The organism is Marinobacter sp. SBS5 (assembly GCF_048285575.1).
Lineage (GTDB): Bacteria > Pseudomonadota > Gammaproteobacteria > Pseudomonadales > Oleiphilaceae > Marinobacter.
This window is the reverse complement of the sequence record NZ_JBLWAZ010000004.1, coordinates 483,692-501,870: the sequence shown is the minus strand read 5'-3', so window position 1 is coordinate 501,870 and position 18,179 is coordinate 483,692. Positions and strand designations below refer to the sequence as shown.

General features: G+C 53.6%; 11 protein-coding genes. 2 read left to right on the top strand and 9 right to left on the bottom strand.

Going from position 1 to position 18,179, the window contains the following annotated elements; genetic code table 11:
- Positions 1-5: 5 nt before the first annotated feature.
- From mnmG to ACNQ6O_RS13795, 3 genes are all read right to left on the bottom strand, one after another.
- Positions 6-1,892 (bottom strand): tRNA uridine-5-carboxymethylaminomethyl(34) synthesis enzyme MnmG, encoded by a 1,887-nt coding sequence (gene mnmG / locus ACNQ6O_RS13805; RefSeq protein WP_418053807.1) that lies wholly within the window; start codon positions 1,890-1,892, stop codon positions 6-8.
- 392 nt (positions 1,893-2,284) lie between these two features.
- Positions 2,285-5,401 carry an efflux RND transporter permease subunit gene (locus ACNQ6O_RS13800; RefSeq protein WP_418053806.1) on the bottom strand — a complete coding sequence of 1,039 codons (3,117 nt, stop codon included), beginning with the start codon at positions 5,399-5,401 and terminating at the stop codon, positions 2,285-2,287.
- 3 nt (positions 5,402-5,404) lie between these two features.
- Positions 5,405-6,496, bottom strand: a complete 1,092-nt coding sequence (locus ACNQ6O_RS13795; protein ID WP_418053805.1) for an efflux RND transporter periplasmic adaptor subunit — start codon at positions 6,494-6,496, stop codon at positions 5,405-5,407.
- Between the two features lie 315 nt (positions 6,497-6,811).
- On the opposite strand from ACNQ6O_RS13795, the gene ACNQ6O_RS13790 reads away from it, so the two are divergent.
- Positions 6,812-8,632: an acyl-CoA dehydrogenase C-terminal domain-containing protein gene (locus ACNQ6O_RS13790; protein WP_418053804.1), complete on the top strand. Its 1,821-nt coding sequence runs from the start codon at positions 6,812-6,814 to the stop codon at positions 8,630-8,632.
- Between the two features lie 62 nt (positions 8,633-8,694).
- Here ACNQ6O_RS13790 and ACNQ6O_RS13785 read toward each other — a convergent pair whose 3' ends face one another.
- The 4 genes from ACNQ6O_RS13785 to ACNQ6O_RS13770 all read right to left on the bottom strand — a co-directional run bounded on the left by ACNQ6O_RS13785 (position 8,695) and on the right by ACNQ6O_RS13770 (position 13,948).
- Complete coding sequence (locus tag ACNQ6O_RS13785) at positions 8,695-9,450, bottom strand: substrate-binding periplasmic protein (protein ID WP_418053803.1); 756 nt, start codon at positions 9,448-9,450, stop codon at positions 8,695-8,697.
- A 208-nt stretch (positions 9,451-9,658) separates the two neighbouring features.
- Positions 9,659-11,773 (bottom strand): TonB-dependent receptor domain-containing protein, encoded by a 2,115-nt coding sequence (locus ACNQ6O_RS13780; protein ID WP_418053802.1) that lies wholly within the window; start codon positions 11,771-11,773, stop codon positions 9,659-9,661.
- Between the two features lie 154 nt (positions 11,774-11,927).
- Positions 11,928-12,767, bottom strand: coding sequence for an S-formylglutathione hydrolase (gene fghA, locus ACNQ6O_RS13775; protein ID WP_418053801.1), 840 nt, complete (start codon positions 12,765-12,767; stop codon positions 11,928-11,930).
- 53 nt (positions 12,768-12,820) lie between these two features.
- A complete protein-coding gene (locus ACNQ6O_RS13770; protein ID WP_418053800.1) occupies positions 12,821-13,948 on the bottom strand; it encodes an S-(hydroxymethyl)glutathione dehydrogenase/class III alcohol dehydrogenase in 1,128 nt (375 codons plus the stop codon).
- A 193-nt stretch (positions 13,949-14,141) separates the two neighbouring features.
- On the opposite strand from ACNQ6O_RS13770, the gene ACNQ6O_RS13765 reads away from it, so the two are divergent.
- Positions 14,142-15,020: a LysR substrate-binding domain-containing protein gene (locus ACNQ6O_RS13765; RefSeq protein ID WP_418053799.1), complete on the top strand. Its 879-nt coding sequence runs from the start codon at positions 14,142-14,144 to the stop codon at positions 15,018-15,020.
- A gap of 12 nt (positions 15,021-15,032) precedes the next feature.
- Here ACNQ6O_RS13765 and mnmE read toward each other — a convergent pair whose 3' ends face one another.
- Together mnmE and yidC are read right to left on the bottom strand one after the other, a co-directional pair.
- Entirely contained in the window at positions 15,033-16,403 is a 1,371-nt protein-coding gene (gene mnmE, locus ACNQ6O_RS13760) for a tRNA uridine-5-carboxymethylaminomethyl(34) synthesis GTPase MnmE (RefSeq protein ID WP_418053798.1), read from the bottom strand.
- A 71-nt stretch (positions 16,404-16,474) separates the two neighbouring features.
- Entirely contained in the window at positions 16,475-18,178 is a 1,704-nt protein-coding gene (gene yidC / locus ACNQ6O_RS13755; RefSeq protein ID WP_418053797.1) for a membrane protein insertase YidC, read from the bottom strand.
- Position 18,179 lies beyond the last annotated feature (1 nt).

Genomic DNA, 18,179 nt, shown 5'->3' with positions numbered 1-18,179 from the left:
TTGGATCAGGCGCTTTGCTTGCGGAGAAGGTCCCGCTTTTTCAGGTGAACGAGGATCTGGCTGATCGCAGCCGGGGTCACCCCTTGGATACGAGAAGCCTGGGCGACCGTTTCAGGGCGCACTTCCTGCAGCTTTTGTTTAATCTCGTTGGACAAACCGCCGATCACCTCGTAATCCAGGTCCACCGGCAGCCGAGTATTCTCGTTTCTACGCAAGCGCTCAATTTCATCTGCCTGACGGGAAATGTAGCCTTCGTACTTGACTTCGATTTCCACCTGCTCAGCCACCACCGGGTCTTCCGCACAATCACCACCAATGTCGGCAATGTGCTGGTACACGATTTCCGGGCGACGCAGCAGTTCTGCCAGAGACTGGTCTCGGGTCATCGGTTGCTTGAGGAAACCGTTGGCGCGCTCACCGGCTTCGGTGTTCGGGTGGATTCGGGTTTCTTCCAGTCGGCGGCGCTCATTGACGATGGCTTCGCTCTTTTCACAGAATTTCTGCCAGCGCTCATCATCAACCAAACCCAGCTTGCGGCCGGTTTCCGTCAAACGCAGGTCGGCGTTGTCTTCACGCAGGATCAGGCGGTATTCGGCACGGCTGGTGAACATGCGGTAGGGCTCACTGGTGCCCATGGTGATCAGGTCATCAACCAATACACCCAGATACGCTTCGTCCCGGCGCGGATACCATTCATCTTTGTCCTGAGCGCGCAATGAGGCGTTGATACCTGCCAACAGCCCCTGCGCACCAGCTTCTTCATAACCGGTGGTGCCGTTGATCTGGCCGGCAAAATACAGCCCCTGGATAAACTTGGTTTCCAGCGTGTGGCGCAGATCCTGCGGGTTCAGGTAATCGTACTCGATGGCATAACCCGGGCGCAGAATGTGGGCGTTTTCGAAACCGGGAATGGATTGCACAGCTTTGAGCTGAATATCGAACGGCAAACTGGTGGAAATACCGTTGGGGTAAAGCTCGTTGGTGGTCAAACCTTCCGGCTCAACAAAGATCTGGTGCGAATCCTTGTCGGCGAAGCGATTGACCTTGTCTTCAATCGACGGACAATAGCGCGGGCCCACGCCCTCGATGTTGCCGGCGAACATCGGCGAGCGGTCGAAGCCACTGCGGATGATGTCGTGGGTTTCTTCGGTGGTCCGGGTTACATAGCAACAGATCTGCTCCGGATGCTCATCGCGGCTACCAATGAATGACATCACCGGAGTCGGGTCATCGCCCCACTGCTCCTGCATGACCGAGAAATCAACGGTACGGGCATCAATACGCGGTGGCGTGCCGGTTTTCAGTCGGCCTACGTTAAAAGGCAGTTCCCGCAGTCGCTTAGCCAAGGCATTGGCTGGCGCATCGCCCGCGCGGCCACCGGCATGGTTCTGCATGCCGATGTGGATAACTCCACCCAGGAAGGTTCCGGTGGTGAGTACCACAGTTTTGGCGTTAAAACGGATACCCGTCTGAGTCACCACGCCTACGACCTGATCGTTTTCCACAATCAAATCATCGGCGGCTTGCTGAAACAGCGTGAGGTTGGGCTGATTTTCCAGCGTGTGGCGAATCGCTGCTTTGTAGAGAATCCGGTCCGCTTGAGCGCGCGTAGCGCGAACCGCTGGACCCTTTCGGGCATTCAATACCCGAAATTGGATACCGGACTGGTCGGTAGCTTTGGCCATGGCGCCGCCCAAGGCGTCGATTTCCTTCACCAGATGGCTTTTACCAATACCACCAATGGCCGGGTTACAGGACATCTGCCCCAAGGTTTCAATGTTGTGGGTCAGCAGCAGGGTTGCCGAGCCCATGCGCGCGGCCGCCAAAGCGGCTTCAGTACCGGCATGGCCACCACCAATGACAATGACATCGAAACGGGTTGGAAAATCCACACTACACCTCGGGAATCGGGGGATAAAATCAGGGCGGCGAGTATACCGCTTCGTCGCAGAAATTGCAGTCAGAATGTGCAATTTTTAACCAGATTACGTGTAATCCCAAACCACCCGAGCATCGTTAATCCAAAACACAACATAAAGTCAGGTTTCTGATCCCTGGAAGAAAACTGAAACCTACGGTTTTTCAGAGGCTTGTGGACAGCTCCTTAAAACTTCTTAAAGTTTTTATCCACAGAAAAAACGCCCGAACACACCCGTTAACAAATAGCTTAACTTACTAATAAATATGCTTTTTTATATTTATATCCAAAGCTATTCCCAAACTTATCAAACAAGTTATCCACAAATTCAGGTGGGCGACAGCGCCTTCACCTTAATCAATACACTCAAATTTGATCTGGGCCATCAACAGAGCCGCCAGCCAGGCGTTCCAACTCTTTTTCCACAGCGTTGGAGGACTTCGCAAATCGGGCCAACAAGTTATACAACACCGGAATGATGAACAACGTCAGTGTAGTCGCAAAGATCAGGCCCCCAAGTATGACCACACCGATCGCTGTGCGACTCTCAGCCCCGGCACCGGTAGCAATTACCAGTGGCACCGCACCAAACACTGTGGATATCGTGGTCATCAATACCGGCCTGAAACGAAGAATTGCGCCTTCAAGAATGGCATCCCGAACTTCGTACCCTTGATCTCGAAGCTGGTTGGCGAACTCAACGATGAGTATCCCGTTTTTGGCCATCAACCCCAGCAGCATGATGATGCCGATCTGACTGTAGATATTCAGACTAATGCCGGACCAAGCCAGCGCAAGCAGCGCTCCGGTGACCGCCAAAGGTACAGACAGCATGATAATCAACGGATGAATCCAGCTTTCGAACTGAGCCGCCAGCACCAGAAAAACAATCACGAACGCCAAGGCAAAGGTGATCAAGATGGCTGATGAGGATTCCTCAAATTCCCGGGAAAGCCCTCTGAACGAAACACGGGCTTCCGGAGGCAAGTTATCCACAGCCAGATTGTTCAAATAATTGAGCGCGGTACCCAAATCATAACCATCGGCCAATGAGGCACTGATGACGACGGCCGGTAACCGGTCAATACGCTTAAGATCCGGGTTAGCGCCAATTTCATCCACAGACACCAGTGCTTTCAAGGGAATCAGCTGCCCCCCTGCCCTGGGTCGCATAAATATCTGTTCCAGATCGTCCGGAGTCGCTCGATGGGCATCTTCGGCCTGAACAATGACATCGTATTCCTGCCCGCGATCCATATAGGTGGTCACTTGGCGCGACGCCAGCATGGTTTGCAGGGTCAGGCCGACGTCTTCAACCGTGATATCGAGATCGGCGGCCCGATCGCGGTCGATATTGACCCGCAATTCGGGGCGAGTCAGCTCAAAATCACTATCCACATTCAACAGATTCGGGTTTTCCTTAGCCCGCTCGACAATTTCATCACTCCATGCCTGTACCAACGCATAGTCCGGGCCCGCCACCACAAACTCCACTGGCTGACTGAAACCACGCTGACCAAGCCCGGGCGGGTTAATCACGTTGATACGAACGCCGGAGATATCCGCAATTTTTGCCCGTATTTCAGAGGTCACCGCTTGTTGCTTGACGGTTCGCTGGTCCCAAGGCGCCAGCCCCATGATCATGAACGCACTGTCCTCTTCGTTACTGAAGCCGACAATCGACAAGAATCGCTCTGCCGTCCCGTCATCCAGGTAGCCAAGCAACTCCTGCTCGGCCTGTTGAACAAAGTGATCGGTGAACTCCACGGTGGAACCCCGCGGCGCACCAACCGGCATGATGATCACACCGCGGTCTTCGGTAGGCGCTAGTTCCTGCGGTAGATTGGGATAGATCACTCCGGCAATCACCACCCCGGCCACCCCCAATCCCAACAGCAAGCCAGATTGATTCAAGGAAAACCGAAGCGCTTTCTCATAACCGTTGGTCAGGCCGTTCAAGACCTTTTCGCTGAACGCCCACAGCCGATGCCCTTCTTCCGTTTCAGGGCTGTGTCTGAGCCATTTCGAACACAACATCGGCGCCAACGTCAGAGCCACCAAGCTGGAAACGATCACCGCCGCGGCCAGCGTAAAGCCGAACTCCGCAAACAGCCGCCCGATGTTGCCGCCCATAAACGAAATCGGCACAAATACAGCAACCAAGGTCAATGTGGTGGCAATGACCGCGAAGGCGACCTGCTTGGCACCGTGGTAGGCCGCCAGCAACGGCGGTTCCCCCTCATCAATACGCCGCTGAATGTTCTCCAGCATCACAATGGCATCGTCCACCACCAGACCGATTGCCAGAATCACCGCCAGCAGTGTCAGTACGTTGATGGAAAAGCCCAGAAAACCTAAACCGATAAAGGCCCCAATGACCGCAACCGGTATGGTCACCGCGGGTATCAAGGTGGCGCGCCAGGAGCGCAGAAACAGAAAAATCACCAGAATCACCAACGATACGGAGATCGCCAGCGTAATCAGCACTTCTTTGATGGAGGCCCGGATAAAGATGGATTCGTCATAACTTTCTGAGATCGACACCTCGGGTGGCAAGGTTTCGCGAATCACGTCCAATTCCGCTTTTACCGCGTCGGAGACCGCCACGGTATTCGCTTTCGACTGGCGAATAATGCCCATACCGATGGCCGTTCGCCCGCTGGCCCGGAGCCGCCCGACATCGGATTCCACGCCCATTTGTACGTTGGCAACCTCGCCCAGGCGCAATAAATCGTTGCCATCCCGGCGTACCACGAGATTACGGAACTCGTCCACTGTGGATAAACGGCCTTCAGCTCGTACCGTGAAGTTGCGGGTAGCTGAATCTACCGAACCTGCCGGCAGTTCCACGTTATTAGCGCGGAGGGCCTGCTCGACTTCAGCCACAGTAATATTTCGCGCCGCCAGTTTTTCTCGATCCAGCCAAACCCGGATGGCGTAGCGACGTTCGCCCCCGATACGGACATCGGCCACACCGTCCAGCACCGAAAAGCGATCACTCAATACCCGGTCGGCAAAATCACTGAGCTCGGCAGCGTCCCAAACGTCACTGGTCAGCGTCACCCACATCATGGGCCGAGCATCGGAGTCAGCCTTTCGGACTACGGGCGGATCGGCTTCATCCGGTAGCCGATTCAGTATCCTCGACACCGCATCACGTACATCGTTAGCGGCAACATCAATATCCCGGGACGTATTGAATTCAATGTTGGTGCGGGATTCGCCCTGCTCGGTGGAGGATTCAATAGACCGAATACCTTCAATTCCGCTGATACTTCCTTCAATCACTTGCGTGATCTGACTATCCACCACCTCTGCCGCCGCACCGGTGTATTCGGTGGAAACAGACACCACGGGCGGGTCAATATCCGGGTATTCCCGCACCGGCAAGCCGAACAGCGCCGACAGGCCAAACACGACAATCAACAGGCTGAGCACGGTGGCAAACACCGGGCGCTTGATCGAAATATCAGAAAGCACCATGGATCAGGACTCCCGGACAGGTTCGAACCGGTTTTCGGGAATCGAGCGGTCAGACTCAACCACGCGGATGCGATTTCCGGAGCTCAGTCGGTCTTGCCCCGTGACCACGACCCTATCGTCGATGCTCAAACCTTTCGTCACTTCCACCCACCCCGGCATACGATTTCCAATCTGAACCGATACCCGGCGGGCTATACCATCTTCTGCCACAAACACATATTTTTCATCACCACGCACCATCACCGCCTGTTCGGGCAACACCAGACCTTTCCGTTCCTGTAACGTCAGTGATGCTGACATAAACTGCCCCGGCCGCAGCATGCCATCGGCGTTGTCGATCAATGCGCGTACCGCCAACGTCCGGCTCAGCTCGCTAATGCGGGTAGCGAGCTCCACCAATTGGCCTTCAAACACCTGATCGGGAAACGCCGGCGACACCGCTGAGACCGGCTGTCCAACCTTTACCTGACCGACAAACCTTTCTGGTACTGAAAAGTTCAACTCCAGCTGGCCGCTGGAATCCAACGTGGTAATACTGGTTCCGGCTTGCAAAAAAGCGCCCGGGCTAATGGCAGAGAGCCCAATCACTCCAGCAAACGGCGCTTCAATGCGATGGTTTTCCAGCCGCACTTTGGCGGCCTCCAACTCAGCCACCGCAACCGCCACAGACGTTTGCAGCTCATCAACCTGAGATTGGGAGACACTGTTGTTGGCGCGTAGACTGCTCGCCCTTTCATACTGCCGTCGGGCATCGGAAAGCCGGGCTTTCAACACCGCCAAGTTGGCACGCGCCTGTCGGTCGTCCAAACGAAGCAGCACATCCCCTTGTTGAACCGGTTTGCCAGGCTCCAGATTGATCGCCACCACCCGGCCACTGACTTCCGTCATCAACTCGACGGAGTCAACCGCCCGCAAGTTGGCTACCGAAGAGATCCGATCTCTGATCTGGCGCCATTCCGGTGTGGCGATGTTGACCGTTGTCGCCTTAGCCTGCCGAATCTGTCTATCGGCGACCGGTTGCTGGTTCAGGTAAACACCCGCTCCCACCAGCACCATGACGATGACCACCAGCCCAACCAACCACTGCTTCCACATGAGCTTTAACAACCTGTTAGTAATAAACGTTACGGGCTTATCCACACCCGGGATTCTGACTGACCCGCACAGGCCGATTCAGTTCCACTTACCTTATAAGACTCTTTTACACCACGCCATGCACCAGACTCCCAACCAAGCACTTTTGCATGATTTTTACACACTTACCCCCATTTCCAACTCCGTCATTTCGGCCAATTGTCCAAATTGACAGTGCCCACGGAGGTTTTCGTCAATGGCAGCCTCCTCTGAATACCGTACAACTAAAAGCATCAGGGTCATCGAGCCCTCTAATGCACACGGGAAGGATTGGTTATGCCTCAATACAAAGCACCCTTGCGGGATATGAAATTTTTGATGAACGACGTGTTCGATTATCCACGTCATTACGCTGGCCTGAGCTCTGGTGAGAATGCCACTCCGGACATCGTTGAAGCGATCCTGAACGAGTGTGGCCGATTCTGTGAAGAAGAGCTGAGCCCGTTGTACCAGGTAGGCGACGAAGAAGGCTGTAAGCTGGAAAACGGCGAAGTAACAACGCCAAAAGGTTTCAAAGAAGCGTACAACCAGTATGTGATGGGCGGCTGGCAGGGTCTGTCTGCCCCGGAAGAATTCGGTGGTCAGGGCTTGCCTGCCTCCATGGGTTTGTTCAAACAGGAAATGATGGGTACTGCTAACTGGTCGTTCGCCATGTACCCGGGCTTGTCGCTGGGCGCGATGAACACCATCTACCTGCATGGCAGTGACGAGCAGAAGCAAACCTACCTAGTTCCGCTGACTGAAGGCCGCTGGGGCGGCACCATGTGTTTGACCGAGCCTCAGTGCGGTACCGACCTTGGCCAAGTAAAAACCAAAGCCGAGCCACAGGCCGACGGTACTTATAAACTTACCGGTACCAAAATTTTCATTTCCTCCGGTGAACACGACCTCACTGAAAACATTGTCCACATTGTGCTGGCGCGTCTGCCTGGCGCTCCTAAAGGCACCCGCGGCATCAGCCTGTTTATCGTTCCCAAGTTCCTGCCATCAGCAGACGGCGGCGTTGGTGAGCGTAACGGCGTTACCTGTGGCAGCCTTGAGAAGAAAATGGGCATCAAAGCTTCCGCAACCTGCGTCATGAACTTTGATGATGCAACTGGCTACATGATCGGCCCTGAAAACGAAGGCCTGGAATGCATGTTCACCTTTATGAACACGGCTCGTATCGGTACTGCCATTCAGGGCGTTGGCCCTGCAGAGCTGTCATATCAGTGGGCTCTGGAATACGCCAAAGACCGTCGTTCCATGCGCGCTCTGTCTGGTAAAAAAGAGCCAGACCAAATCGCTGACAGCCTGATTCACCATGCTGACGTTCGCCGCATGCTGCTGACTCAAAAAGCCATCGCTGAAGGCGGTCGCGCCATGCTGTACTACGCGGCTAAAACGGCTGACCATATGGTTGAAGCGCACACCGCCAACGACGAAAAAGCCGCCAAGAAGCACGATGACAAGCTGGGCTTCCTGACCCCGATCCTGAAAGGCTTCCTGACCGAGCTGGGCAACGAAGCGGCAAACCTGGGTATGCAGGTGTTTGGTGGCCACGGCTACATTCGTGAGCACGGTATGGAGCAGATCGCTCGGGATACCCGAATTGCCACACTGTATGAAGGCACCACCGGCATTCAGGCGCTGGACCTGCTGGGCCGTAAAGTGTTGCTGATGACCCAAGGTGGCGCGGTACGGGAGTTCACTCTGAAAGTTGCGAACTTCGCTCGTAAGTACCTAACCAACAGCACCCTGCGTCCGATGGCCGTTGAGCTGCTGAAACTGACCGCTCAGTGGAACCTGCTGACGGTACGCGTGATGCTTTCTGCTCGCAAAGACCGCGATGTGGTCAGCGCAGCGGCTTACGACTTCCTGATGTACAGCGGATACGTGTCCATGGCGTATATGTGGCTGCGTCAGGCCGCGGTAGCGACTGACAAGCTGGAGAAAGGTGGTGATGAATCGGAAGCCTTCTACCAGACCAAGATCAGCACCGCAGAGTTCTACTACGAGCGCCTGTTACCCCGTGCCCAGAGCCATGCCACCAGCATGCTGAGCCCGACCCGTAACCTGATGCAGATCGACGCTGAAGATTTGGCCTTTACCGGGTAAATTCCTCGGTAACTTCTATCCCGGGTAGATGTTTCTACCCGGGATTTTTTTTGCGCTAAGTTTTATAGACCGTATTTGGTCTCTATGGCCTGATACATGCCGTTGTCTTTGATTTTTTTGAGGCCGTCTTGCAGCTTCTGAATGATGTCATCAGAAGTACCCGGATTCATCGCAAGATACAGCTCAGTCTTGTTGAACGAATAAACCGGCTCCAGCCCTTCAACATCCTGCTGAGACGCAAAGTAGGGCCCAGCCAGACGATCGGCTATCCACAGATCCACCTGACCCAGCTCAAGACGCTTCGGGTTAATGTCATCACTTTCCATCGCCGAGACTTTATAACCGCGATCGAGCAGATAGTTGGTCATCACATCGTTACGGTAGCCCGCGTACAACATGCCTTTGGTATCTTCCAACTTGTCAATTTTCAGGTTGGTTCCAGCAGCGGCAAAAATTGTCCACAGGTTTTGCGTCAACGGTCCTACCCATTTGAAATTCGGAGCCCGCTCTTCGGTGTAGGTTGTGCAAAAAATACCGTGGTTTCGCTTATTCAGGGCGCGATTGTAGCCATAGTCCCAGTTACGCAATTTGATGACATAGTCCAAACCTGACGTTTTCAGGATCGCTTTGACCATTTCAGAACAAATGCCGTCAATTTCATTACCGTTATGCTCAAAAGCACGACCGGTAGCGCTCATGTTGTAAGGAGGGAAGTTCTCGGTATAGATGTAAAGCTTGTCGGAGGCAGAAACGGTAGCGGTCCCTACGCTCAATGCCAGAACGCCCGCCAACGCTATAAATCGACCCAATTTACGCACGAATACTCTCCTTTATCATTGATACCGACTACCGATCTGAAACAAACTGAACGAATATAGAACGTTAGATTAACAAAGAGTATCGAATTGAGACCAAACTGCTAGTAATAAACTGTTAGTTTTCGTAAGGAAAATATTTTAAACCAAGGTAGGACCGGTACAGAGACCGGTCCTACCTTAAAACGACAGCCCCATTAAAAAACTGCCGTTAAAACGTTAAATTTGCAGATATCCACAGGCGCCGCCCTGCTTCGGAGTTCGCGTAACGGTTTCCGTAACTGGCACCATTGTCGTAAGCCTGATAATCAATGAAATTTTCATCCAGCACGTTGTAGATAGCGGCACTCAACCCAAGGTTCTCTGTTGCCTGAAATTTCCCGCCCATGTGCACCAGAGTGACCGCCTTGAAGTCCCCCAAATCCGCGTAGGAAGGGGCGCCACGAACCCGTTCTCTCGCACGATAGCGCTCACTCTCGTACTGAGCCTTCAGGTATGCAGACCAGCGCATTGTTGGTGCCCAGCGCAACTCAACATTTGCCATATGCTCCGGAGTATCGGTAAGCGGCTCGCCTTTATGCTCTCCGGATTTCTGTTCGCTGTCGGTATAGGTGTAGTTCGCTGCCAAGCGCCAATCCTGTGCGAAAGGCACCGAACCGTGCAATTCCACCCCCTGAGTGATGGCTTCATCAATATTCTTATCCCGACCAAACACGTCGGCCAAAGGCCAGTTACCTTTATCCACACACCCGGGGCGATTCGGGTCCTGTGCATAACTGCAGTTCAACAGATCCGGACCTTCGGCAATCTTGTCTGTAAATTCGTTGTAAAAAACCGTAGCGCCCACGCGGTACCCGGCTGGCTTTTCATACACCACCGCGAGCTCGGTTGAGGTTGATGTTTCGGGTTGCAGATCCGGGCTACCAAACATTGGAATGGTGCCCTGGCCGGTAAACCCGACAACACCGGGTTCCAGCTGTTCAAGACCGGGCGTTTTATAGCCGCGACTCACACCACCCTTCACGGTTAATTCCGGCGTAGAACTCCAAACCAAGTAAGCTCGTGGGCTAAATTGGCCGCCAAAAGAGTCGTGATGGTCGTACCGCCCTCCCAAGGTCAGCGCCAGATCATTGGCCAAGAACCACTCATCTTCAACGAACAGCGCTTTGGTTCTTTGTTTGAATTCCTGTTCGGCCACGCCATCAGTCATACGAGCATCAAACCATTGACCACCCACCGTCAGGACATGGTTATCAATGGGCATAACCATCTTGCTGTCGATGACCCGATTCTCAGCCTTTAATTCCCGATGTGATCCGGGCGCTTTTCCCGGCACCCCGCTAGGAATGACCCGACCATCAGTTTCAGTCACGTTTCTCATAATGCTGGTTTCCAGCGTTCCGACAGCAAACCGTCCGGTATGACCAACAGCAACCTGATCACGATCGAACTCCAGTTCCGGGCCATAGCCACGAGGCCCTAACGTGCCCAACTGACCTTCAGAGTTGTCGTAGTCTTGCGTGCTGGTTTCGATATCCAACCATAAATCGTGGGCGTCACTTGGCGCTACGATGAGCCGTCCGCCCACGGTATATTGCTCAGACTCTACCGGGCTTGGGCCACGGGTGCTGACTTCAATCGGGTCACCATTGAGATCCAGAAACTCCAATTCCGATTCATCCCGCTCGAACCAACGGCCACGAAGTTGCAGGCCAATCAAGTTATCCACAAGAGGGCCGGTGGTGTACGCACTGTAGGCTCTGCTATCGCCAAAATCGCGGTCTTGGTTCAGTGTGGTTTCCGCAGTCAGAGAGGTGCTCCACTCCGGGCTGACTTTGCGGGTGATGATATTAATCACGCCACCCATGGCATCCGAACCATAGAGAGTGGACATAGGGCCTCGAACGACCTCAATACGTTCAATGGATGCTGGAGGGGGTAGAAAACTGGTGGCTGTTTGCCCGAAGCCATTCGGCGTTACATTGCCTGCGGTGTTCTGCCGACGACCATCAATCAGGATCAGCGTGTATTCGGCAGGCATGCCTCGCATACGAATATCAAAACCACCTGTTTTGCCCGCAGAACCGCTAACATCCACACCTTCTACATCGGCAAGAATATCGGTGAGGCTAAAGGCCTGTTTATTCTGAATCTCTTCATGGCCAATCACCGTAATGCTGGCCGGAGCCGCTGACTGGCTCTGCTCAAAACCCGAGGCTGATACCACGATTTCATCCAGCTCGACTGGCTGCGCCGAAGCCTGTAGCGCAAAACCGGAAGACACTACAGCAACCGCAGTCGAGAGAATGGAAGTCCTGAACTGCATGAGCCACTCCTTTAAGTTGACAACAAATAACGAGTGCAAATGATAATCCTTTGCATTTGATACTTGCAATAACTTAATGAATGAAAACAAGCTTTAAAAAAGAGGGGGGCTATGAAAAAGCCCCGCAAGTAGTCACCTGCGGGGCGAAAAGATCTTACTGATTGAGGTGCTTCGCATGGAAGCGAAGGTGCTCTTCGATGAAGCTGGCGATGAAGTAATAGCTGTGGTCGTAGCCTTCATGCCGGTTCAATTCCAGCGGGTAGCCACTTTGCTTCGCGGCGGCTTCCAACATTTCCGGCTTCAATTGCTCAGTCAGGAAGTTATCCGCTTCGCCTTGATCGACCAATGCGGGTACAAACTTGCTGGCGTTTCGCATCAGCAGGCTGGCGTCATACTCAGCCCAGCTGGCGGTGTCTTTGCCCAGATAGGCACCAAAGGCCTTTTTACCCCAAGGGCAATTAACAGGATTACTGATCGGGCTGAACGCTGAGACCGACTGGAACCGCTCCGGGTTACGCAGTGCCAACACCAATGCACCGTGACCACCCATGGAATGACCAGAGATGGAACGCTGGTCACTGACTGGGAACATGTCTTCAATCAGCGCGGGCAGTTCGTTCAACACGTAATCGTACATGCGGTAATGCTTGCTCCAGGGTTCCTGGGTCGCGTTCACGTAGAACCCGGCGCCCTTGCCTAGGTCGTAGCCTTCATCATCGGCGACATCGTCACCGCGGGGGCTGGTGTCCGGCGCAATGATGGCCACGCCTAATTCGGCGGCCATGCGATGAGCACCGGCTTTCTGCATGAAGTTTTCATCCGTGCAGGTCAAGCCTGACAACCAATACAAGGCCGGAACTTTTTTGCCATTTGACGCTTGCGGCGGCAAATAGATCGCAAAACGCATCGAGCAGTTCAGCGTCTCAGAGTAATGGTTGTACTGCTTGTGCCAGCCGCCAAAACTTTTATTACTGCTCAGGTTTTCAATAGACATTGCAACCTCTCAACAAAACGGTCGCCTGCACGATAGTCAGGCGACCTGTTTCATTACTTGTCGAAGTGGATAACGGTACGGATGCTCTTACCTTCGTGCATCAGATCGAACGCTTCGTTAATACCTTCCAGGCCCATGGTATGGGTGATGAAATCGTTCAGTTTGAATTCACCCTGCATGTAGCGTTCAACAATACCCGGCAGCTCGGAACGACCCTTCACGCCACCAAACGCAGAACCTTTCCAGACCCGGCCGGTAACTAACTGGAACGGACGGGTGGAGATTTCCTGGCCAGCACCGGCCACGCCGATGATGACCGACTCGCCCCAACCTTTGTGACAGCATTCCAGAGCCGAACGCATCACATCCACGTTGCCAATACACTCGAAGGAGTAATCAACACCGCCGTCGGTCAGTTCAACGATCACTTCCTGAATCGGCTTGTCGTAGTCTTTCGGGTTGATGCAATCGGTCGCGCCCAGCTGACGGGCCAGTTCAAACTTGCTCTCGTTGATATCAATAGCAATGATGCGGCTGGCTTTTGCCATGGTGGCACCAATCACCGCCGACAGGCCGATGCCGCCCATACCGAAGATGGCCACGGTGGCGCCCTCTTCTACCTTGGCTGTGTTCATCACCGCACCCATGCCGGTGGTCACGCCGCAACCGAGCAAGCAGACTTCTTCCAGAGGCGCTTCTTTGTTGACCTTCGCCAACGCAATTTCTGGCAGTACAGTGTACTCAGAGAAGGTTGAGCAACCCATGTAGTGGTAAATAGGCTCTCCGTTCAGGGAGAAACGAGTGGTGCCGTCTGGCATCAGGCCTTTCCCCTGGGTTTCACGGATCTTCTGGCACAGGTTGGTTTTACCGGAGGTGCAGAATTTGCACTCGCCACACTCCGGGGTGTACAGCGGGATAACGTGGTCACCCACCTCGACACTGGTCACGCCTTCACCGATGGACTCAACAATACCGCCACCTTCGTGACCTAGAATGGTCGGGAAGATGCCTTCGGGGTCTTCACCCGACAGGGTAAACGCGTCGGTATGGCAAACACCGGTGGCAATCACACGGATACGAACTTCGCCAGCCTGCGGCGGCATCACATCCACTTCTTCAATGGACAGAGGTTGTTTCGGGCCCCAGGCAATGGCTGCTTTGGATTTGATGGTTTGAGTCATGTGGCTCTCCAGTTTTTGTAAGGCTTGGGCAGAGGCTTCTGCCATGTTGATGGGGTCATTGTATTATTATTCTTATGGTAGATAATCTACCATTCAGGCAAATCACCTTTACTGTACAGTAACAATAATCGAGTGCTCTGCGCGCTGTATCTTGTATCTAAGCTTACCCAACTCGTAACGCAAGGAACTGAAGATGTTTATCTGGGAAGGGGTCAGTGAATTTGTCGCGGTCGCTGAAGCCGAAAGCTTTACCGCTGCCGCGAAACGATTGGGCATTTCAACCGCGCAAGTTAGCCGGCAAGTCAGTGCGCTGGAGTCCAGGCTTTCTACCAAGCTGCTTTATCGCACCACTCGTAAGGTCTCGGTGACTGAAGCCGGCCAAACCTATTATGAATATTGTCGGCAGGTACTCGATGGTTTGGAAGAAGCCGAACGTGCCATGACCAACCTGCAACTTATCCCCAAGGGCAAATTACGGCTCACCGCGCCAGTGACCTACGGCGAGAAAGTCATTGCGCCCTTGGTGAACGACTTTGTATTGCGTTACCCGGAACTGGAGGTGCAACTGAACCTGACGAACCAGAAACTGGATCTGGTGGGTGGGGGCTACGATCTGGCCATTCGGCTCGGAAAGCTGGAAGATTCGACAATGATGGCCAAGCGTTTGTCGTCGCGAACCTTGTACGTGTGCGCTTCGCCTAACTATCTCTCAACCTATGGCGTGCCCCATTCGTTATCCGAACTGGAACAACACAATTGCCTACTGGGCAATCTGGACTACTGGCGTTTTCAGGAACGAGGCAAATCTCACAACGTTCGGGTTAAAGGTAATATGAAATGCGACAGCGGTTGGGCACTGCTGGATGCCGCTTTGAAAGGCATTGGCATCGTTCAGCTACCGGACTACTACGTTCAGCCTTCGCTGGACTGTGGAAAACTCGTGAACCTGCTGGAACATTATCAGGAAGCCGATGACGGAATCTGGGCCGTTTATCCACATAATCGGCACTTATCCCCAAAAGTACGGATGCTGCTGGATTTCTTCGACGAGTCGTTAAGTAAAAACAAGTGAGGCTGTGTTGCCTCACTTGCCGATACAGAACGAGCTGAAGATCTTGCCCAGCAGATCATCCGGAGTCAGATGTCCGGTAATTTCACCAAGAGCATCCTGAGCAGCTTTCAGATCTTCGGCCAACAACTCCCCTGCTCCGTAACCTTGCAATTGCGCCTGGCCCTGAATCAGTGAGTCCCGAGCGCGCTCCAGTGCATCCAAGTGTCGGCGGCGTGCCAAAAAACCACCTTCGGTGGTACTGGCAAAACCAATACAGGCTTTCAGGTGATCACGGAGAATATCTAGGCCTTCGGCTTCTTTGGCTGCAAGTCGAACGACGGGCGCGGCTTGCTTGGATTCGTCGCTTATTCCAACCTGCTCTCCGGACAAGTCCACTTTGTTACGGATCACGGTGACCGGCGCATTCTTTGGTAGCTGGTCAATAAAATCCGGCCAGATTTCATGGGGCTCGGTTTTATCCGTGGTGGTGGCATCGACCATTAACAAAATTCGGTCGGCCTGTCGGATTTCATCCCAGGCGCGGGCAATACCGATCTGCTCGACTTCATCGGGGCTGTCGCGGAGTCCTGCGGTGTCGATGATGTGCAGTGGCATACCATCAATGTGGATATGTTCCCTGAGAACATCCCGTGTGGTCCCTTCGATTGCCGTCACAATAGCGGCTTCTCTACCGGCTAACGCATTGAGCAAACTGGATTTTCCGGCGTTCGGCCTACCGGCAATCACCACTTTCATGCCGTCCCGGAGAATGGTGCCTTGCTGGGCTTCCGATAAAATCTTTTCCACACGTTGCAACAGACCATCGAGGTCAGTGGCGACTTTGCCGTCGGCAAGGAAATCGATCTCTTCTTCCGGAAAATCGATGGCAGCTTCCACGTAGATGCGCAGATGAGTAACCGCATCAACCAGGTCATCAATCTGCCGGGAGAACACTCCCTGCATGGAACGCACGGCGCAACGCGCTGCTTGTTCGGAGCTGCTTTCAATCAGGTCGGCAATGGCTTCGGCCTGAGCCAAGTCGAGCTTGTCGTTCAGGAACGCTCGTTCCGAGAATTCACCGGGGCGGGCCAATCGGGCGCCCAAATTACAGACTTCGCGCAACAACAGGTCAAGAATCACCGTGCCGCCGTGACCTTGTAGCTCAAACACATCCTCACCGGTAAACGAGTGCGGGTTCGGAAAGTACAGGCCAATCCCCTCATCAATCAGCTCACCCTGCGCATCCAGAAAAGGGCCAAAGTGCGCATACCGTGGCTTGGGCTCGAAGCCCAACATGGCTCGGGCAATGTCCGACGCTTCCGGGCCGGAAACACGGACAATACCTACCCCGGCCTGTCCCGGTGCGGTGGCAATGGCGGCGATGGTGTCGGTAGCTGGCTGCATAGTTTCTTTCCTGACTAGAACTGACAAAGGCTCCACATGGGAGCCTTTGTCGGGTCAGAAATACTAACGGATCAGTATTTCTTGCCTGCGGTTTCCGCTTCAATCTTGCGGGTAATGTACCACTGCTGCGAGATTGAAAGAATGTTGTTCACCAGCCAGTACAGTACCAGACCGGCCGGGAACCAGAGGAAGAACACGGTGAAGATCAGAGGCATCAGCTTCATGATCTTCGCCTGCATGGGATCAGGCGGTGTCGGGTTGAGGCTCATCTGGATGAACATGCTAGCGCCCATCAAGATTGGCAAGATGAAATACGGATCCATCTGGGACAAATCCTGAATCCACAACATGAACGGCGCGTGACGCAACTGAACACTTTCGAACAGTACCCAATACAGCGAAATGAAGACTGGCATCTGCACCAGAATAGGCAAGCAGCCACCCAGAGGATTGATCTTTTCCCGCTTGTAGAGCGCCATCATTTCCTGGGACATGCGCTGGCGGTCGTCACCGTAGAGCTCTTTCAATCGAGTGAGTTGCGGTGCTACGGCGCGCATTTTCGCCATCGAGCGATAGCTGGTGGCGGACAAGTGGAAGAATACCGCTTTCACCAAAACCGTCAGCAGGATAATCGCCACACCCCAGTTACCCACAAGGCCATAGAACCATTCCAGAATGATGAACAGTGGCAGTGAGATAAAGAACAACCAGCCGAAATCAACGGTTCGGTCCAGGTTAGGCGCCAGAGCTTCCAGTCGATCGATGATCTTCGGGCCAACGTATGCGGTCGCGCCCACTTCAGTTGTTTCGCCTGCAGCGACCGTTGTTGCCGGGTAGACAAAGCCCATTACGTGCAAGGGACCACGCCGTGTTGTCTGGAATTGGGCCGGAGTTTCGGAATCCGGTACCCAAGCGGTGATGAAATAGTGTTGCAGGAACGCAAGCCAACCGTTGGTTACTGATTCGTTGATGCGCGCTTCTTTGAGATCATCGAAGTCGTATTTTTCATACGGATCTTCCGGTGTGCTCATCACCATGCCTAAGTAGGCCTTGATACCCATGCTGGCTTGGGAGGTCGGGTCAGGCGCCTGATCCCGAACAATCTTGCCGGTGAAGTTGCCTTGCCAGGCACTGTCCGACTGGTTGTCGATCAGGTAACGAACGCCGATTTCGTAGCTATCGCGCTTGAACTGGTAGCGTTTGGTGATTTTAACGCCGGTATCTGTGGTGAATTCCAGATCCAGATTGAGCTCATCGCTTCCTTCTGCGAGTACAAATTCGTTAGCAGAAGCCTCGAATACCGGAGGTTTTGCAGCGCCGCGACCATCGGGCCCGTCGCGACCAATCAATCCACTTTCCAGGAAATAAGTACGATTATTGGTATTGGAAAGCAGCTTTAGGGGCTGTTCACTGTTCAACGATTCATCGAAATTGAGCAAAGAGCTTTCGACGATGTTACCGCCGATGCGATCAACTTTCAGGTTATAAACATCTGTCTGCACAGAAATATAACGATTACCTACGTTCTCATCGATTGCCGTGTTAACCGACGCAACGCCACCCGTTTCTGGTGTGGAAAACTCTTCAGTACCGTTACTGGAAGAACCGCTCTCAGGTAACACCATACTGTCCGCAGGCTGGGTACCATTGGAAAGAGTTTCTGCTTGGACCACCTGTGCGGTTTGTGGCTGGTGATAATCTTCGTTCCACGCTAGCACCATCAGATAACTGACAATCGCGAGGCCGGCAAACAAAACGATGCGTTGAATATCCATA